At 42.0% G+C, this 18,860-nt stretch carries 16 protein-coding genes and 1 pseudogene; 6 read left to right on the top strand and 11 right to left on the bottom strand.

What is annotated here, in order from left to right:
• Positions 1-6: 6 nt before the first annotated feature.
• From rpoN to EXN75_RS01850, 3 genes are all read right to left on the bottom strand, one after another.
• On the bottom strand, positions 7-1,536 hold the full coding sequence (gene rpoN / locus EXN75_RS01860) for an RNA polymerase factor sigma-54 (protein ID WP_118120023.1): 1,530 nt from the start codon (positions 1,534-1,536) through the stop codon (positions 7-9).
• Positions 1,537-1,613: 77 nt separating this feature from the next.
• Positions 1,614-2,258 carry a hypothetical protein gene (locus EXN75_RS01855; protein WP_118120025.1) on the bottom strand — a complete coding sequence of 215 codons (645 nt, stop codon included), beginning with the start codon at positions 2,256-2,258 and terminating at the stop codon, positions 1,614-1,616.
• 721 nt (positions 2,259-2,979) lie between these two features.
• Entirely contained in the window at positions 2,980-4,050 is a 1,071-nt protein-coding gene (locus EXN75_RS01850; protein WP_134842570.1) for a C1 family peptidase, read from the bottom strand.
• A gap of 129 nt (positions 4,051-4,179) precedes the next feature.
• Here EXN75_RS01850 and EXN75_RS01845 point away from each other — a divergent pair, with 129 nt between their 5' ends.
• From EXN75_RS01845 to EXN75_RS01835, 3 genes are read left to right on the top strand one after another with little or no spacing between them, the layout of a single operon-like run.
• Positions 4,180-5,445 (top strand): peptidase U32 family protein, encoded by a 1,266-nt coding sequence (locus EXN75_RS01845; RefSeq protein ID WP_134842588.1) that lies wholly within the window; start codon positions 4,180-4,182, stop codon positions 5,443-5,445.
• Positions 5,445-5,882 carry a SufE family protein gene (locus EXN75_RS01840; RefSeq protein WP_118119359.1) on the top strand — a complete coding sequence of 146 codons (438 nt, stop codon included), beginning with the start codon at positions 5,445-5,447 and terminating at the stop codon, positions 5,880-5,882. The genes EXN75_RS01845 and EXN75_RS01840 overlap by 1 nt, the downstream gene beginning before the upstream one ends.
• A complete protein-coding gene (locus tag EXN75_RS01835) occupies positions 5,875-6,480 on the top strand; it encodes an RNA methyltransferase (RefSeq protein WP_134842569.1) in 606 nt (201 codons plus the stop codon). Before EXN75_RS01840 ends, EXN75_RS01835 begins: the two co-directional genes overlap by 8 nt.
• A 214-nt stretch (positions 6,481-6,694) precedes the next feature.
• Here the strand turns inward: EXN75_RS01835 and EXN75_RS01830 are convergent, their stop codons facing one another.
• From EXN75_RS01830 to EXN75_RS01810, 6 genes and pseudogenes are all read right to left on the bottom strand, one after another.
• Entirely contained in the window at positions 6,695-6,982 is a 288-nt protein-coding gene (locus tag EXN75_RS01830) for a helix-turn-helix domain-containing protein (RefSeq protein ID WP_134842568.1), read from the bottom strand.
• 136 nt (positions 6,983-7,118) lie between these two features.
• Positions 7,119-7,962 (bottom strand): annotated as a pseudogene (locus EXN75_RS01825) (ATP-binding protein); the annotation flags it as partial.
• A gap of 107 nt (positions 7,963-8,069) precedes the next feature.
• Positions 8,070-8,486, bottom strand: a complete 417-nt coding sequence (locus EXN75_RS17985; protein ID WP_223176140.1) for a hypothetical protein — start codon at positions 8,484-8,486, stop codon at positions 8,070-8,072.
• 14 nt (positions 8,487-8,500) lie between these two features.
• Positions 8,501-8,926: a hypothetical protein gene (locus EXN75_RS01820; protein WP_022110469.1), complete on the bottom strand. Its 426-nt coding sequence runs from the start codon at positions 8,924-8,926 to the stop codon at positions 8,501-8,503.
• A gap of 164 nt (positions 8,927-9,090) precedes the next feature.
• A complete protein-coding gene (locus EXN75_RS01815) occupies positions 9,091-9,513 on the bottom strand; it encodes a hypothetical protein (RefSeq protein WP_134842567.1) in 423 nt (140 codons plus the stop codon).
• A gap of 10 nt (positions 9,514-9,523) precedes the next feature.
• Positions 9,524-11,086, bottom strand: coding sequence for an ATP-binding protein (locus EXN75_RS01810; protein WP_118119365.1), 1,563 nt, complete (start codon positions 11,084-11,086; stop codon positions 9,524-9,526).
• A 1,078-nt stretch (positions 11,087-12,164) separates the two neighbouring features.
• Here EXN75_RS01810 and EXN75_RS01805 point away from each other — a divergent pair.
• Positions 12,165-13,265: an AAA family ATPase gene (locus EXN75_RS01805; RefSeq protein ID WP_134842566.1), complete on the top strand. Its 1,101-nt coding sequence runs from the start codon at positions 12,165-12,167 to the stop codon at positions 13,263-13,265.
• Complete coding sequence (locus tag EXN75_RS01800; protein WP_134842565.1) at positions 13,262-14,029, top strand: hypothetical protein; 768 nt, start codon at positions 13,262-13,264, stop codon at positions 14,027-14,029. Before EXN75_RS01805 ends, EXN75_RS01800 begins: the two co-directional genes overlap by 4 nt.
• Before the next feature lie 366 nt (positions 14,030-14,395).
• Here the strand turns inward: EXN75_RS01800 and EXN75_RS01795 are convergent, their stop codons facing one another.
• Entirely contained in the window at positions 14,396-15,901 is a 1,506-nt protein-coding gene (locus EXN75_RS01795; RefSeq protein WP_118119371.1) for an acetyl-CoA hydrolase/transferase C-terminal domain-containing protein, read from the bottom strand.
• Between the two features lie 402 nt (positions 15,902-16,303).
• On the opposite strand from EXN75_RS01795, the gene cysS reads away from it, so the two are divergent.
• Entirely contained in the window at positions 16,304-17,794 is a 1,491-nt protein-coding gene (cysS, locus tag EXN75_RS01790; RefSeq protein ID WP_134842564.1) for a cysteine--tRNA ligase, read from the top strand.
• Positions 17,795-17,893: 99 nt separating this feature from the next.
• Here the strand turns inward: cysS and EXN75_RS01785 are convergent, their stop codons facing one another.
• Positions 17,894-18,655, bottom strand: coding sequence for a copper homeostasis protein CutC (locus EXN75_RS01785; protein WP_134842563.1), 762 nt, complete (start codon positions 18,653-18,655; stop codon positions 17,894-17,896).
• Positions 18,656-18,860: the final 205 nt, after the last annotated feature.

Genomic DNA, 18,860 nt, shown 5'->3' with positions numbered 1-18,860 from the left:
CTGAATTTATTTTCTCAATCGTGCTACCGGGATGCCTAACTGCTCTCTGTATTTAGCCACGGTGCGTCGTGCAATAGGGAATCCCTTTTCCTTCATGACCTTGGAAATAGCATCATCGCTGAGAGGTTTCTTCTTATCCTCGTTTTCGATGAGATGCTGGAGGGCAATCTTGATCTTGCGTGTTGACAGTTCCTCGCCGTCTTCGGTGGTATAGCTGTCTGTAAAGAAGAACTTGAGTGGGAATATGCCCCATTTGGTCTGTACATATTTCTCGATTCTTACTCGTGAAATGGTACTGATGTCAAGTTTCGTTCTTTCTGCTACATCCTTGAGAATCATCGGCTTGAGGTCAGCCTCGTCACCATCCAGGAAGAACTGCCTCTGGATGTCGATGATAGCCTTCATGGTGATGATGAGCGTATGTCGGCGCTGCTTGATGGCTTCGATAAATCCTTGGGCCTTATCTACTTTCTCCTTGGCATAGAGCAGGGCTTCCTTGTCTTTCCGGCTCATCTGATCCTTGTGCTTTTTGTAGGTTTCTATCATGTCGGTGAAGGAAGGAGATACAGTCAGCTCTGGCATATTGCCTCGGTTGAGCGTGAATGTAATGGTTCCGTCATCGGCTGTATCTACGATGAAGTCGGGGTTGATCTGCTGCATGTTTCGTCCGTCAGTCTCGCCAAGCGATGCGCCCGGCTTAGGATTCAACTTGCGTATCTCGTCCTTGAGTGTCTCCAACTGGGTTTCGTTGAGTTCCAGTCCAGACTTGATTTTATCCCAATGTTTCTTGGTAAATTCGTCGAAATAATCCTCGAATACTTCCTCCATGGTTTTGCGCAGCACTCCCTTAGGCAGTCTTTTTACTTGCAGCAGCAAGCATTCCTGTAGGCTTCTTCCGCCCACACCGGCAGGATCGAACGACTGGAGTTTGTGGAGCACATGCTCAATTTCCTTTTCGCTTACATCAATATTATGGTAGATGATGAGCTCATCGCAGATGCTGTCCAGGTCTTTGCGGAGCAATCCGTCTTCATCCAGCGAACCAATCAGATACTCCATGATTTGCTTTTCTTTATCCGTGAGTATCTGCATGTCCATCTGTTCCTTCAACTTATCGTAGAAGGAAGTTGTATCGCCATAAACCATTTCCTCGTAGTCGGCGTTCTGCGTATTATATCTGTCAGTATTGTAGTCGGGCATCTGGTCGTCTTTTCCGATACTTTCCAATGCCTGATCCAGTTCGTCCTTTCTTTCTTCTTTTTCCGACTGTGCTTCGTAGGCATCGTCTCCAAATTCATCGTCATTACTGTTGTCTGAATCATCCAGAGCCGAACGGTCTTCGTTGCCCTCTCCCATGAGTGCATCGTCCGGATTCTCAGTTTCCAAGGCAGGATTATCATCCAGTTCGGCATTGATATTATCCTCCAGTTCGTTGAGCGGCATCTCCAGCATCTTCACCTGCAACATCTGTTGGGCGGAGAGTCGCTGGAGCTGTTGTAGTTTCTGCTCCTGTGTCTGAATGAGTTTTTGAGTCATGTTTCGTGTCTTTTAAATAAGTTCTTTCCAAGTTACTTAAAAAGTTATATCTTCTTATTAGAAGTATTTTTCCTATCTTACTTGAAGTATTCTTTCAGTTCCAATGCCAGTTTGTAGAGTTTATCAGGATTTCCGTTTCCATATCGCTGCCAGATTTTGCTGCATGCGTCTATCAGATGGCTGATCACCACATCGTTTCTGTTGAGATATGGGTCGCAAATTTGGAACACATTCATGGCCTCTACTATCACTTTCGTGCTGGTTTTGATGAGTTTGGCAAGATCAATGATTTCAGGTGTTTCCGGCACCATGGTGATTGGTGTGAGTTGGAAATAAAGATCGAGGATGATAATCAGCTTGACGGGAGTGAGCGAAGGCTCGGCTTCGATAGGTTCCCAGTCGTGCTCGAATGATTCCCTGATGGAAACCCCCTGATAGAATTGTGTTGCATTTCCACATCCTTCCATTTTCTTGAGCAAATGGATATCACGAGCCAACTTTTTAGGGTTGTCTCCATATTTATCCCAAAGCCTCTTGATGCGTGGGGTGACCATTCTGAGTTTGAACATCTGTTCGTGGAGAACTTCTGGGGCAATATGCAACTCCAGAGCCAGATTGACCATGCCTTTCGAATAGAGAGGTTTAACGCCCATTGGCTTTTTCTGGTATAATTGCAATAGCAAAAGCCAGTATTCATCTTTCCAAAGAGGATGTTTAGCCATATTACAACACTTTTCTGCAAAAGTACGACTTTTCATCGGTAATACAAAATAAAAATCGGAATTTTTTCTAAAAGAAAGGGAGAAAAATGAGAAATTAGAAATGAGAAATGAAGTGAGGGGGGAGATAAAAGAAAGTGCGCAAGACTTCTCACGAACTCTTGCGCACTTTTAATGTTATATTCCCAAATTTCTCATAATTCAAAGGAGATTGACTTCATTTTAAGTTCCTCTCCATTTCTGAGCCTGAAGCAGAAATTCTGCTACACAGGCGTCATCATTCGTTAATCCTATAACATTCTTTTTTACCTTTTCAACTTAATCCTATTGAACACTGTTAATCTCTGAATAAACAATCTTTTTTTTCTTACCTTTTCTAATACCTGTTACCTAAACTAACAATCTAAAACCTAAAACTAAACCTAAACAACTAACAATCTTAACCTAAAAACCTAATAACCTTTTGTCTTATTGACGATGCAAAGGTACGACGATTTTCGGTATCTTCCAAATCTTTAGAAGGAAAAGTCTCAAATAAGCCCTTTTTTTTGATGTAAATCAACTATGTGTGTGCGCACACATCAAGTATTTAGCTCAAAATTGACCTGCATCAAGCACTTAGAAGAATGTAGCTGAAAGCGGCTAATCGCCTTTATACATTATTATATATATAATATCAGCTTTTTCCTATATGTGATTGCTGCTATTCTATATATTTCTGCTGTTATTTGCCGATATAAGCCTCTTCACTCATATAAACAGCGATGGTTTTGAGCTTGATATAATCTTCTGAGAGATAGATGCGGCCCTGATTGCCCCAGTTGGTGCCCCAGGAGTTGCGGCAAACGTAATATCGCTGTTTGCCCTGGACGAAGGTGCCGATGATTTCCATCACATGATCATCGGTGGTATGCAACTGTTCGAAAGCTTTCTGACGGGAGTCCTGGGTGACTGGGCGCTCGGCAGAAGTGATATCCACATAGTTGTTCTTAGGATTCTGGAATCCCGGTTCGCTGATATCGCCTTCCCAACAAACAGGATGACCATTCTCTATCGCCTGCTGGATATGCAGCATCAGTTCGTCGATAGGAATATTGAGGAATTCATCATGCAACTGGTTGTCGGCTACCTCGAGTGCGAAGTATTCACGGAAGGGATGGTGGGTGAAGCTTGTCAGGGCCACATATTCTTCCGGATAGCAGACGCTGTGGGCAAATTCCAGAGGAGTATATTCTGCACCGAGCATGTGAATCTGCTGGGCTGGCATATATCCTAATTCTGAATCGAAGAGATCGTTGAGTTCTTCCTTTAGTTTCGCGATACCGGCCCCCTTGGCGATAGCACCGTTGCAAACCTGCTCTACCTTGCGGCAGAGTACCTTATAGTTGATATCTTTCTTGTCCTCGTAGCTGTCGTATGGTTCTGCTCCATATTTATTGATGTAATGAATGAGCATCGAACTCATACCCCTCATGCTGATAGGTTTTTTACCTTGAGAAAAATAATATTCCAAGGCTTTTTCCTGCAACATCATGCGGGCGATGTAAGCCACGGAGAGGTTGATGGAGTCGCCCTTCATGATATGTTCACTCTCGATGGTAGCCAACATGCCGTATGCCCAGCAGAGTTCACTTTGTCCCTGGTCCTTGACGGGGGTAGTGCCGATGAGTTTGACATGGGCAGGTAAGTTGTTCTTCCCAGCTTTCTCTGATGGTTGGGAAGAAGGCTGACTCTTGTAGTCACAACTGGCAATGAAGAGTGTGGCAAGTATGGCGAAGATAATCTTTCTTTTCATGTTGTATGAACTTTATTTTGTACAAATTGCTTTTAATTGGTTGCAAAGATACTATAAAAATCTATAGTATTGCTCATATCTCAAAGAAAAAGTGTAACTTTGCATCCTAAAAAGATATATATGACATTCATGAATGATAAAATAAAAGAATTTGAGGTGATGGCTCCTGTGGGATCTCGCGAATCCCTGGCTGCAGCTATCCAAGCCGGAGCAGATTCTGTCTATTTCGGTATCGGTAAGTTGAACATGCGTTCACATTCTGCCAATCATTTTACCATCGATGACCTGCGTGAGATCGCTGCTACCTGCAATGAGCATGGTATCAAGACTTATCTCACCGTCAATACCGTTATCTATGATGATGATATTGCCACGATGAAGGAGATTATCGATGCTGCTAAGGAGGCTGGCATCTCGGCTGTCATCGCAAGTGATGTGGCTGTGATGAGCTATTGTAATGAAGTGGGCGAGGAGGTTCATCTTTCTACCCAGTTGAATATCTCCAATACGGAAGCGCTGAAGTTCTATGCCCGCTTTGCTGATGTTTCGGTGCTGGCTCGTGAACTGAATATGGATCAGGTGAAGCATATCCACGAACAGATAGAGCAGCAGAATATCTGTGGTCCTATGGGCAAGCAGATTCGTATTGAGATGTTCTGTCATGGTGCGCTCTGCATGGCTGTTTCCGGCAAGTGCTATATGAGCTTGGCTAATGCCAACCGCTCTGCCAACCGTGGTGAGTGTGTACAGATTTGCCGCCGCAGCTATACGGTAACTGATAATGAAACGGGTAACCAGCTGGAAATCGACAATAAGTATGTGATGAGTCCTAAGGACCTGAAGACTATCCGCTTCATCGACCGTATGATGGATGCCGGTGTGCGTGTCTTCAAGATAGAAGGTCGTGCCCGTGGTCCTGAATACGTCTATACTGTAGTAAAATGCTATAAGGAGGCGATAGCTTCTGTACTGGAGGGTACTTTTACTGAGGAAAAGAAGGATGCCTGGGACGAAAGATTGGCAACTGTCTTCAATCGTGGTTTCTGGGATGGTTATTATCAGGGTCAGACACTCGGCGAATGGAACAAGCATTATGGTTCGGTGGCAACAGAGAAGAAGGTACTCGTAGGTAAGGTGATGAAGTACTTCTCCAAGCTCGGTGTGGCTGAGGTTGCTGTGGAAGCTACTACCTTCAATCAGGGCGATAAACTTCTGATTACAGGAAATACTACAGGTGTGATGTATCTCAAAGCCGATGAGATCCGTTATGATTTGAAACCAGTTGAGACAGCCAAGCAGGGTTGGAGAGTATCTATCCCTGTACCAGATAAGGTTCGTCCGAATGATAAACTCTATAAATTAATTACCGTAAACGAAATAAAGGAAATAAAATAATGGCAACAATCAATGATTTGCAGGATGAAGTAGTGGAGGAGTTCCAGGACTTCACCGATTGGATGGATAAGTATCAGATGCTCATCGACTTGGGTAATGAATTGGCTCCTCTTGACGAGAAATACAAAAACGAACAGAACCTCATCGATGGCTGTCAGAGCCGTGTATGGTTGCAATGCGATTATGAGGATGGCAAGCTCGTGTTTACTGCTGATAGTGATGCTCTTATCGTGAAGGGTATCATCGCTCTTCTGATTCGCGTATTGAGCGGTCATACTCCTACCGAGATTATGGATGCTGATCTTTATTTCGTAGAGAAGATTGGTTTGAAGGATCATCTGAGTCCAACCCGCAGCAATGGTCTCTTGGCGATGATCAAGCAGATTCGTATGTACGCTTTGGCTTACAAGACCAAGGAGGCTGAGGGAAATGCGTAAGTTAAGAACGATAGAGATGAACCGCCTCACGCTGGAGGAATTCAAGGAGGCTGAGAAGCTTCCCCTGATAGTAGTCTTGGATGATGTGCGTTCATTATATAATGTAGGAAGTGTTTTCCGCTCTTGCGATGCTTTCCGTGTAGAGGCTGTATATCTGTGTGGTATTACCGCTACTCCTCCTAATGTCGAGATTCATAAGACTGCATTGGGTGGTGAGGACAGTGTCGATTGGGAATACTTCAAGACCACGGAAGAGGCTGTGGAGAAATTGAAGCAGAAAGGCTTTTTTATTTATAGCATCGAACAGGTGGAAGGCTCTACCAAACTCCAGAATCTGCCAGAGGCTCATTCTAATATTGTTAGAACGGCTTCAGAATCAGAAAAGCAAGAGAATTCTTCACTCTTCACTCTTCACTCTTCACTCCCCAGCGGCTATGCCGTCATCTTCGGCAACGAGGTGAAGGGTGTAAAGCAGAACATCGTGGATATGAGCGATGGCTGCCTGGAGATTCCTCAGTTTGGTACGAAGCATTCGCTCAATGTCAGCGTAACGGCAGGCATTGTGGTCTGGGAGTTTGCCAAACTCTTGAAGCTATAAGCGGCATTCAAGCTGATTTCGTATTCATATAGACTGCTTTAATCTTTGAATTAAGCAGTTCTTTATAAGTTGAGTTCATGCCAAACTTGGATTTTTTTTGCCAAGTTTGGCATGAACTCGTTTGGTAATATCAAATAAAAAGCGTATCTTTGTTGCTTATCACCACTTCTCATACAACTTTTTCATAATGGGATTTGTATCCATAATTGTTGTCCTACAATATTGCTTTTTGTGCCACTTTTATGGCATCCCGTTTCAGTGCAGAGTCATTTTCATTTCCTACAGCATCGATCACTTTATCTGCGAGCCACAGCTTCAACAGCTCATTTTCATCCTGATGCAGCAATTCTGCAAGTTTAACCACTTGCTCTCGCTTAGCTCGTCTGTCTCCACGCTCAATTTTACTGAACATGGGAGTGTCAATTTCTAATGCTGCCGCCAATTGGCGTTGCAGGAGTTTCTGCTCATCTCTGAATTCTCTTATCTTGTTTCCGAGTAACATATCTTTTATTTTTTACGATTCTAACTCCGTTATAATATGATTCTTTCGACGTAAATCGGTTCAAATTACGACCTATTAAACCTCAATTGGTTAATATTGGGTCGTAAAAAGGTCGTAATTCACAAATTAGGTCTTATTACGACCTTATTATCCACTTTCGTCCTTTGGTTGTTATTAATTTATTTTCATCCATCTCTACAAGCAATTTGCCCACCATGCGCAATTGTTGTTCGTCTGTTTTGTTGGAGGGAAGTACATCCCTCAAGTATTCATAAATACTGTCTCGCTTTGCTCCTTCGTCACCTGCGTTTTGTAAGAATTGCAGTATCATTTGGCGCAGTTTCTCCTTATCCAATCCTTTTGTCTTTGTGTAAGAAGGAAGTTGATGCGTGTTTTTTGCAATGCTAAGAGAGATGCTGTAATGGGGGAGCATCACCTTCAATAAGTCCACGCTGGAGCAAGTCTTGCGCTATATTCTCATGAATAGTTCTGCCTTTTTGTACTGTATCAAGCGAGATGCAATCCCATAGCGAAAGAGTGTCGTTTGTCTTCAACAAATCAGTGTATCGTTTGTTGATTTCATTGCCGTAAATGCGGACAACTACTTTCTTCTTAATCTGGTCAATCTCATAGTCTGGCATAGGGAAATGTCTGCGCCATTGTTCATTGAACATTTTCTTGATACCACGGCTTACGGTATCTATCATGTTGAAATCTACCATAGCCCTACACAGGCATTCATTACGGAAATGCGTCTGAGGCTCTTCGTTCCTCAAAACATTCTCCAAAGTTCCAGGAATGAATGTGCCAGCATTGGAATAATACAGATATCCTGGATTCTCCACGAAATTGATACGCTGTTGAAGAGTGTAGTCTTGATGGGCAATACAGTTATGAAGGGCCTCACGAATGGTGTAGTCATCATACTGTTTCATCGTGTCGGGGAAAAGTGTACCTCCAGGCATTTCACAGGGCGTTAAGATTATTAAAAGGCAATGGTAAACTTTCTCCTAATATTACTTGGAAATGTTCTTGTTTGATAGGAAAAATCTTGTAGGTATGTCTTTTACATACCTACAAGCCTTTGTTACTTTACTTTCTGATAAACAGTCGTGTCGCCTAATTTAGACAACAGAGTTATTTTCGTACTGCTTATATCAACTATCTTGAACCAAAACACACTGTTATCAACATATTGGATAATATAACTACCCTTTCGATTCTTCCCTATCTGTGAACTATCAAATGTTTCTGGAATAGAGGAAGATATATAATACTTTAGAGGACAATTAAACTCTTTTCCTGTCTTGTAAAACTTGGTACTTGTCGTACGAGTGTCCATTGTAAAAGTCATTCCTCTCTCACAATAATCATAAGTAGGACTAATCTCTTTCCATTTCGTCTCATTAAGTTCTGACGTAGCAATCTTCTGAGCATGGCACACCATGCTCAGAAGAAAAACTAAAGAAATTACCAAAATATTTCTCATCCCTATTGTCTCCATGATTTGTCAGAATATCATACTTTCTCAAATACAAAAGTTTGCCCAAACTTAGTCTTTACCTTCAATTCTGAAGAACTAAATTGCAATATTTGAAACCAAAAGAATTCACCATCCAACTCTTGGATGATATATGTTCCTTGTCCTGATTGCCCTACTTTCTTACCATCGAAGCTACTTGGAATTTGATTGGCTATATAATACAAGTACTTGTTTGTATATTTCTTCTTCAACCCTTTTCTAAACTTAGTATCAGCATAATGAGCATCCGATACATTAGTCAAGACTCTATCTGAAAATTCGAAGTAAGTATCTACATTCGGATTGCTTGGCTCTTTTAAATGCCAAGATGTATTCTTCAATTGTTGAAGAGTAATTGCCTGTGCCTGTATATCACATACACAAAACCATAAAACCATTATTATATAAAGAATTCTTTTCATAGACTACTTTGTCTTTATGTTGTATAAGAATAACTATATTTACGTATTTTTGCAAGCTTTATCGAATCGATAAAACTTGCAAAAAAATTATTACTTAACCTTTTGATAAACTGTCGTATCGCTTCATTTAGATAACAAAATGATTTCCGTACTGCTTATCTCTACTATTTTGCGATAAACAAAATAGTAGAATGCTTCATTCGTATAGTCAATCTATTTGATTCCAAAGAAAGAAGTTCTCCACAGAAAAAGTCCTCATATTCTTTACCTTTGTAAGTATATTTTCGCTCAAATACAATATACTTTCCATTAGTATTGCCCAATAACGAAGCTTCGTACTTTTCGGGGTTATAACTACACAAGTAAGTGTTATAAGTAAACACACTTACCTTATTATCAGACTTTCCAACAAATTTATGTTCTGATGATTTTGCAGAAAATACGATATTCCAATCTATATTTCCACATCCATCATAACCAGAATCTGCAACCCATGTCTTACCAACAAAGTCAGATATGCTGATTTTTTGAGCATGGCATGTCATGCTCAAAAGGAATACTAAGGCAATTATCAGACTATTTCTCATATTATTCTATTTATTCTATCACCCATTCTAAGGTGCTTATTTTTTCCTTAATTGTATAGTTGATGCCTACTTTCACCACAGGTTTGTTTTGCAGGGCAAAGGCATCGGCATACCGCTTGTCGTTGATTTGCTGAAGAGCTTCTTCTGCCGTCTTATTGAACTTCAGTTCCATGATGTAGATGGTGTCGTGCGTCTCCATCGTAATGTCTGTTCTTCCCTTGGCAGTATGTTGCTCTACGAGAATGCGGAAATTGGTGAGCAAGGCAAACATGATGTACATCATCTGTTGATAATGCCCCTCGTAGTTGGTATTATCGCAGTAAGGCACCGTCTCAAGGAAAGTCTTGAATAACAGTAGTGCTTCGTCCAATTGTCCCAGGTTAATCAGCTTGGACATCTTGGCGATGGTCGTGTTGCCCATAACCGTCTTGGAAGCCAGGTAGTGAGGGAGAAGACTTCTGTATAGGCCGACTCTGATTTCCTTGTTAGGAAGGGCGAGGGTGTATAGTTCGGTGTCCTCATCGTAATCCTTGATGGTGAAGTATCCACTCTGGTAGAGCAAAGGCATGATGGTGGTCATCGTCTCTGTAGCAGCATCAAAGTCATCCTTGCCTGCTTCCATCTTTTCACCAAGGTCGATAGGGGTGAAAGCATACTTGCGCATCATGTTGATGAGGTAGGTTGGTGTGCCTGAACCGAACCAATAGGAATCCATCTTTTGCTTGGAAAAGCAGTTCAGTAAACTGAATGGATTGAATATATCTGGTGATGGCCATGCAAAATGATAGCCGTCGTAGTGCTGTTTGAGTCTTTCAAGGGTTTCGTCATGAGACAGGCTTAATTTTTCTGATAGTCTGTCAATATCATCACTCATTTGTGTCATCAACTCTTCCTTGGTTATACCACAGATTCCAGCGTATGGTGTATCCATGCTTATATTTGTGATATTGTTGAGTTCGCTGAAGATACTTAACTGGGAGAATTTGGTGATACCTGTCAGAAAAACAAAACGGAGCATCTTCTCGCAGTCTTTGAGCGGGCTATAGAAGTTTCTCATCACATTTCGCAGAATGTCTAAGGAGGTTCCTTCATGTACAACATCGAGTAATGGCGCATCATATTCGTCGATTAATACCACAGGTTGTTTGCCCGTTTTCTCATATACGGTTTGTATGAGGTTGAGCATACGTATGTTCGGGTCTGGAGAGTCACATGTTATGCCAAATTTCTCTTCATTGGTCTTTAGTATGAAGAGAAGATAGTGCTCCAACTGCTCTTTCTCCATGTGCTTGCCTCCAGCCAAACTGAAGTGGAGCACAGGATATTCATTCCATTCTTTCTCCAACTTTTCGATGGCAAGACCATTGAATAGTTCCTTTTTTCCTTCAAAATAGCTTTCGAAGGTAGATACAAGGAGTGACTTGCCGAAACGGCGTGGTCGGCTCAAGAAGAAATATGTACCATCTGTATGGGTCATACGATAGATGTATTCCGTCTTGTCAACATAGAACCAATCTTCTTTGCGGATTCGTTCGAAAGTCTGTATGCCTATAGGATATCGTTTTCTTGCCATAGTCTCTTGTTCTTGATTTCGAAGGCAAAGTTAAGCAAAATAATCGAAAGTACCAAGTTTGCTATTGTTATTTTTTCTGTGTTTTCCTCCTTATGGGTTTTTAACTAACCAGTCTTAGTCCTCAGAATAGAAAAGAAATGGCTTGCCAAAATCGTCAAGTACTTAAATTAAAAACGGGGCGTTAAGAATATTAAAAGCCAATGGTAAACTTTCTCCTATCTTAGTTGATTGTTCTTGTTACTATAAGATAATGTTTTGAAGCCTGATGAATTCTTCGTTCAGCGTCTTTGAATGTCCGTTCAACGACGTTGAACCGCCATTCAAAGACGCTGAACGGACATTTAACGTCGTTGAACGGAACTTTCTTCTAAGGGCATATACTTTTTATTCGGTTTAATGGTTTTAGTTGTGTGGTTTAACGGTTTTAGTTGACCACTCTCAGCATTATTTTTAATATGAGTTGACTCTGTTGTTACTTAGTTATAATTTACGTTGACTTACTATTTCTTGTCTGGATGGATTTATCGTGTCCACTTTGGGGAGCTGCTATAACTGAAAGTGTTAAATCTTGGAAAAACGGACAAAATGCCTCCTTTTTATATTAGATAAACGGACAAAGATATGATTACACGCCCTACTTTTAACTAAATTTAAAGTACTTCTTACAAGGTGCTATCGCAATGCATCCTATCCCCTTACCCCTGCATCATAGGAAAGTTTCATGCTTTACAATGACGAAGATGAACCAGCGGAAAATCGAACTGTAATCGTAATCAGTAATCAACTCACGCCAGTGAAATGACGAAGGGGTAGAAAAGGGGCAAAAGCGATTTATCACAAAAACACAAAGTAAAGTACCGCAAAAACACAAAGTAAAAATTAAACTTAGGGGAAACAACAGTCATTCAAGGAATGAATTAAGAGACTAAAACAAGTTTAATCTTAAATATCCGTAAAAAAATTACGGCATATTAGATTTTTATATATCTTTGCAAAAAAGAACTGCATACAGCAATCATAGAACTTTCATTTGCACTCGCCTGCAGTAACATTTCGTTTATATTTTAACAAAGATATTATGTTAGTAAAATTTGCCGTTACGAATTATAGAGGATTTGCCAATCGCATAGAATGGGACTTGTCGGAACCAAGTAACTATTCGTTCAACACATTTGCCATAAAAGACGGAATCATCAAGAATGGCATCGTGTATGGACCTAACGGTTCTGGCAAGTCGAACTTTGCATTGGCTATCTTCGATATCACAAATCATCTTTCACAGAAGTGGAAAAGAGTGAACTATTATGACAACTTCACTTATACAGGAAAGTTGAACTTCCCTGTAGATTTTGAGTACACCTTCCTGTTGGGAGATGATCTGTTGCAGTATTCTTATAGCAAATCACCAGAGGGAAAATTAGAGGCAGAGAAACTTGTGGTGAACAACAAGCTGATATTCTGCAACAAGGATTCTATCCTGACATTGGATGAAGAAGAATTTCAGATGGAAGCAACCGTGAAGACCAACTTAGCCAACAACGCCAACAACGTATCCATTATCAATTTTCTTCTCACCTCCTACCCATTAGCAAAAGAGCATTATCTCCTTAAATTACAGAAGTTTGTCAACTCCATGTTGTGGTTCCGAAGCGTGGAGAAGAATGAATTCATGGGCTTAGCTACAGCTCCAGCAAACCTTGACGAATATATCATCAAGAATCATCTGACATGCGACTTTGAGGATTTCATCCATCGTGTAAGCGGACAAGACTTTGAGTTTCAGAAGCCGAATGATGACGACAAAGAACTGTATTGCATATTCGGCTTAGGTCGCATTCCATTTGATAAGATTGCATCAACAGGCACCCACTCGCTGATGTTGCTCTATTATTGGCTCAAGCAGATGAAAGATGCATCATTCGTTTTCATTGATGAATTTGACGCATTCTATCACTTCAAGCTTTCCTTCGAGGTTTGCAAGACACTTTTTTCCCTTCCATGCCAAGCTTTCACGTCATCCCACAACACTTACCTGATGACCAATGACTTACTGCGCCCAGACTGCAATTTCATCTTGCAAGACAACAAGATCAAGCCATTGAGCAGCTGCACCCAGAAGGAACTGAGGTTCGGCCATAATATAGAAAAAATGTTTAGAGGTAACGCTTTTGAAGTATGATATTATTTGTTTTTGAAGGAGTAAAACGTGAGCCGGATTTATTCCGCACCATCCAACGATTGTACTTTTCCAACTGGGAAGAGCAGATAGTTTGTTCCTACAACAACAATATCTATCAGCTTTACAAGGATTTGCAGGAGTACGATGGAGATGGAGATATCGTGTCTTTACTGATGGAAAAGTTTGCCTCTCAAAAAGACAATCCTCTAAAAGGCATAGATAGATCTGCCGACATTTCCGAAATTTATCTTTTCTTCGATTATGATTTCCACAACAGGAATTTATCACTCGAAGAAATCAACAGACAGGTAAAAGAGATGTTAGAAACGTTTAATAATGAAACAGAATACGGAAAGCTCTATATTGATTATCCGATGGTAGAATCTATCCGCTATACCAAGTTTTTGCCGGATGCAAACTATTGGACCTATACGATATCCCGTACTGATTGCAGCAGGTTTAAGGGATTATCAGCAGAATTCTCAGCCTATCAAAGTTTCGATTTTATCCTTCTGACAGAGAATCGGGAACCTACAGAAGATGAAATAGAGGAAGTCAAGCAGAACTGGGTATATTTGAAGGAGCAGAACGTGAGCAAAGCAAACTATCTTTGCAATGGTGAGAACAGAATACCAGGATCAAAGGACGACATTCTTCAGGACAAGATATTCGATTCACAATTAGAAAAATATGTGAATACCGAGGATTGCAAAGTGGCAGTACTCAATGCTTTCCCGCTATTCATATATGATTACTTCAAGTAAGATTAGAATACAAAGTAAAAACTTATTTTGGATAGAAGATTAGCAAAAAAAATCAAACTTATGACGAATCCTAATAATATATGTTTCATTTCACTAATTTTAATGTTTTTATTTTAGAACCTTCTTTAATGTATTCCAGTAAATATATATCTTGACTTTGCAAAAATAATCAGAAAATCTGAAACTAACTCATGTTTTGTGATTTTTCTTTGTTAGTATTATCATTATTTCTGTTTTTGTATCTTTTAGTGAAAATATGATATGGTAAAGAACGAGATAAGCGGCATTCCTCGGATGTGAATGCCGCTTATCATATTTCGATATTTGTCCGAGTTATCTCAAAAAAGAAGTCTTTTCAGTCTTCTCTTATTTCAGATATTCCCCGAAGTCAGTCAGTCTCATATCTCCCTTCTTCAGGAAGGTATCGTGCATGGCGAGGGCTGCCCGCATGCTCTGTGGCTCATGGCCCTTCTCGGCAAACTTCAGATATTCGCGGAGCATAGGGCGATAGTCTGGATGAGCACAGTTTTCGATGATTTCCTTGGCACGGCGCAAAGGACCCTTGCCACGAAGATCGGCAACGCCCTGCTCGGTAACAATGACATCCACATCATGCTCCGTACTATCCACGTGGCTACACATCGGAACGATGGCTGAAATGCAACCGTTCTTGGTGGTACTCTGAGTGGTGAAGATAGAAATGTAACCATTACGCTCGTAGTCGCAAGAACCGCCGATACCATTCATCAACTTGCTGCCGCAGATATGGCTGGAGTTCTCGTTGCCATAGATGTCGCACTCGATGGCGGTATTCATGGCGATGACACCTAGTCGGCGGATGACCTCAGGAGAATTGGAAATCTCACTCTGACGGATGGTGAGATGCTGCTTGAAATAGTCGATGTCATCATATACTTCCTTCAAAGTATCATTGGTGACGGTGAGGGATGAGCAGGAAGCATCCTTGATTCTTCCTTCACGCATGTATTTTACGACAGCATCCTGTACAACCTCGGTATAAACGCTGAATACCGGTACGTTAGGATTCTGACCCAATGCCTCGAGTACGGCATTGGAAGTAACGCCTACACCGCTCTGGAGTGGCAGGAACTGTGGAGGAATATGTCCCTTCTTCAGGTCGCTGACCAGGAAGTCGGCCACATTATGACCCATCTGTTCTGTGATAGGGTCGAGCGGCTTGAAGGCACGAGCCTCTTCCGGGATATTGCATTCTATCACACCGACAATCTTATGGGCATCTATCTCTACATACTCTTTACCGATACGGTCGCCTACGTTCATGATAGGGATAGGTGTACGGAACGGGCATTCTGCTATTTCATAGACATCATGGAGATAGCGGGATGCTGGACTGTGGAAGGTATTCTTCTCGATGAGCACCTTCTTGGCAAGGCGTACGATGGTAGGCACGATACCACCGGCAGAGGTAAGGAATGCCTTGCAGGTGGTTTCGCCTTCTTCCAGATCGCTCACCTCGATGATGGCAAGGTCTATCTCGCCATAGAAGCCACGGCGCAGACGCTCAGCCATGTGACCGAGGTGCATATCCTCGTAGTCGATTTCGCCCAGATTGGTATGGGTGCGGAAATCCTTGTTGGTAGAAAATGGCGCACGGAACTTGATGGCATGGGCTGCTGCCATGTCACCCTCGATACTTTGCGAGGTAGAAGCTCCTGTCAGGATGCCCACCTGGAATGGTCTGCCTGCTTCATGTTCTGCCACGGCTCTCTTGGAGAGTTCGCGGAAGGTAGCCTTAGGCACGCCGTTAGGTGTGAAACCACTTAGTGCTATCGTGTCCTGATCCTTGATCATAGCTGCGGCTTCGGCAGCTGAAAGTCTAATATATGCCATTTCCGTACTTTATTTATTATCATGTAATATTATCGGGCAATTTGTTGCTGCCCTTACATTTCATAACTTTTTGTGGCTGCAAAGTTACACATTATTTTTAATATATGGCAATCTTTTGACGAATTTATGCAAATAAAAGGCATTTTACTTATCTTTTGTGCATGAATATGCAGGAATAACTTGCTTTATGCATTTTTTGTTAGTAGTGAATAGGGATTGAAGATTTGCGGATGAATGGTATAGTGAGTTGCGAGAACAGACTCTGTGGATGATTTTTCTAAGATAAAAATGGTATTTTCAGACTATTTTATAACATTTTGTGGCTGAATTGACTGAAATCTCAGAAAAATGAGTTAACTTTGCAAACAAATATAAATAATAAAAAGAAAGGTTCATAATAAGATGGAACAGAAATTATTGATCTACAACACTCTCACTCGTACGAAAGAGAGATTTACTCCGCTCCACGCTCCTAATGTGGGCATGTATGTTTGTGGCCCTACCGTATATGGCGATCCGCATCTCGGTCATGCACGACCAGCCATCACATTCGATATACTCTTCCGCTATCTCAAGCATCTGGGCTATAAGGTTCGCTACGTTAGAAACATTACTGACGTAGGTCACTTGGAGCACGATGCTGATGAGGGCGATGACAAGATAGAGAAGAAGGCTCGCCTGGAACAGTTGGAGCCAATGGAGATTGCGCAGTACTACACCAACCGCTATCACGATGCCATGGAGGCACTCAATGTGCTCCCTCCAAGTATCGAGCCTCATGCTACCGGTCATATCATCGAGCAGGAGAAGTTAGTGCAGGAAATTCTCGACAATGGTTATGCTTACGAGAGCAATGGTTCTATCTATTTTGATATCGAGAAATACAACAAGGATCATAAGTATGGTATTCTTTCTGGCCGTAACCTGGAGAACATCATCAATGAAAGCCGTGAACTTGCTGGTATCGGCGAGAAGAAAAATCAGGCTGATTTCGCTCTCTGGAAGAAGGCTTCACCAGAGCACATCATGCGCTGGCCAAGTCCTTGGAGCGATGGTTTCCCTGGTTGGCATTGCGAGTGTACTGCGATGGGCAGAAAGTACTTAGGCAACCACTTCGATATTCACGGAGGCGGTATGGACTTGATTTTCCCTCATCATGAGTGCGAGATTGCTCAGGCTGTGGCTTCTCAGGGCGATCAGATGGTTCACTACTGGATGCATAATAACATGATTACCATCAACGGTCAGAAGATGGGTAAGAGCTTGGGCAACTTCATCACTCTGGAGCAGTTCTTCACAGGCAATCATGACAGTCTGGAGCAGGCTTATTCGCCAATGACCATCCGTTTCTTCATCCTCTCGGCTCACTATCGCAGCACAGTAGATTTCTCTAATGATGCCTTGAAGGCCAGTCAGAAGGGATTGGAGCGCTTGATGAATGGTTTGAACGACCTGGAGCGTGTGCCAGTGGCTAAGCAGAGCGACGAGCAGGTGAAGAAGTTCGTAGCAGAGCTGCGCCAGCGTTGCTATGATGCAATGAACGATGACTTCCAGACACAGCTTGTCATCAGTTACCTTTTCGAGGCTTGCCATGTTATCAATACAGCTCTTGATCATAAGGCGAATATTTCAGCCGATGACTTGAAGGAACTCACCGAAACGATGCAGCTCTTCACCTTCGATCTTCTCGGTTTGAAGAGTGAGAAGGGTGCCAACAATGATGCACGTGAGGAGGCTTACGGCAAGGTGGTGGATATGGTACTCGACCTTCGTGCTAAGGCTAAAGCAGCTAAGGATTGGGCTACCAGCGACCAGATTCGTGATGCTCTTGCTGATGCCGGATTTGAAGTTAAGGACACCAAGGATGGTGTAACTTGGAAACTGAATAAATAGGAAATTGAAGCTATAAGAAATAGTGTCAATTGAAAACAGATGCTATAAAAAAGTATAATAGCCTTCACGCTTTGTGGAGGCTATTATACTTTTTTCTCTTTAAACGAGTTGTTTGATGGTATTTCTCACTTTCTCTGCTGATGTGACGAGCGAATTGGATTCATCAGCCCCTTTGGCTCCCATATAAACCTCGTGGTTATAATGTTTCATCTTGCTCACTACATTTACTCTTGCAGAAAAATGGTATTCGTGAATGCCTGTAGCATCGAATATCTGTCGGATGTTTTCCTCGTTGACGCCACTACCTGCCAGAAGCTGGATAGGAGGCAGGGGATATTCTTTCAGTTTCTTTTCCAGCTGGGCAAGCAGGCTGATACCATCTATCGCCTTCGGTTGCTGACCGGAAGTCAGGATTCGGTTGCATCCCAAAGAAATAATATCTTCAAGGGCTTTCATGGGATCTGCAGTACGGTCGAAAGCACGGTGGAAGGTTACTGACATTGGGCGTGCCAGCTCCACTAACCTGCGGTTGGCTTCCCTATCAATTTCTCCCTCTTCTGTGAGGCATCCGAAAACGACTCCATCCACTCCCAATTCGCGACAGATGCGGATATCTTCTTCCATGCGTTCCAGTTCCAATGGGGTATAGAGAAAATCCCCACCACGAGGTCGGATGATGACGTGGAGTTTAGTCTTTGTGAGTAATTTTCGAGCCAGTTTTATCTCGCCATACGATGGGGTAGTGCCTCCCTCGGGTATTCCTGCGCACAGTTCTACTCGGTCGGCTCCTCCCTCTTGTGCTGCCAGACAGCTTTCTACACTATTGGCACATATCTCAAATTTAAATTCTTCTCTGTTCATATCTTCTTTTTCTATTTATTGATCCATATTGAGTTTTTGGCTATATATCCTTCATGTTGGATGGGATACTCGTAGCAAAGTTACTACTTTTTCATAAAATTCCAAGGCATTTATGGTGTTTTTATCACATTTTCCCTAAAATGATATGACGGATAGTAGCTGTTCCTCAAGATAGGCATGAAAAATCGGTTTATCGGTAGGGTAG

Origin of the sequence: Segatella hominis (genome assembly GCF_004535825.1) — a bacterium.
Classification (GTDB): Bacteria; Bacteroidota; Bacteroidia; order Bacteroidales; family Bacteroidaceae; genus Prevotella; species Prevotella hominis.
Note: the sequence above shows the minus strand (reverse complement) of the source record. Positions and strands in the feature narration are given on the sequence as shown.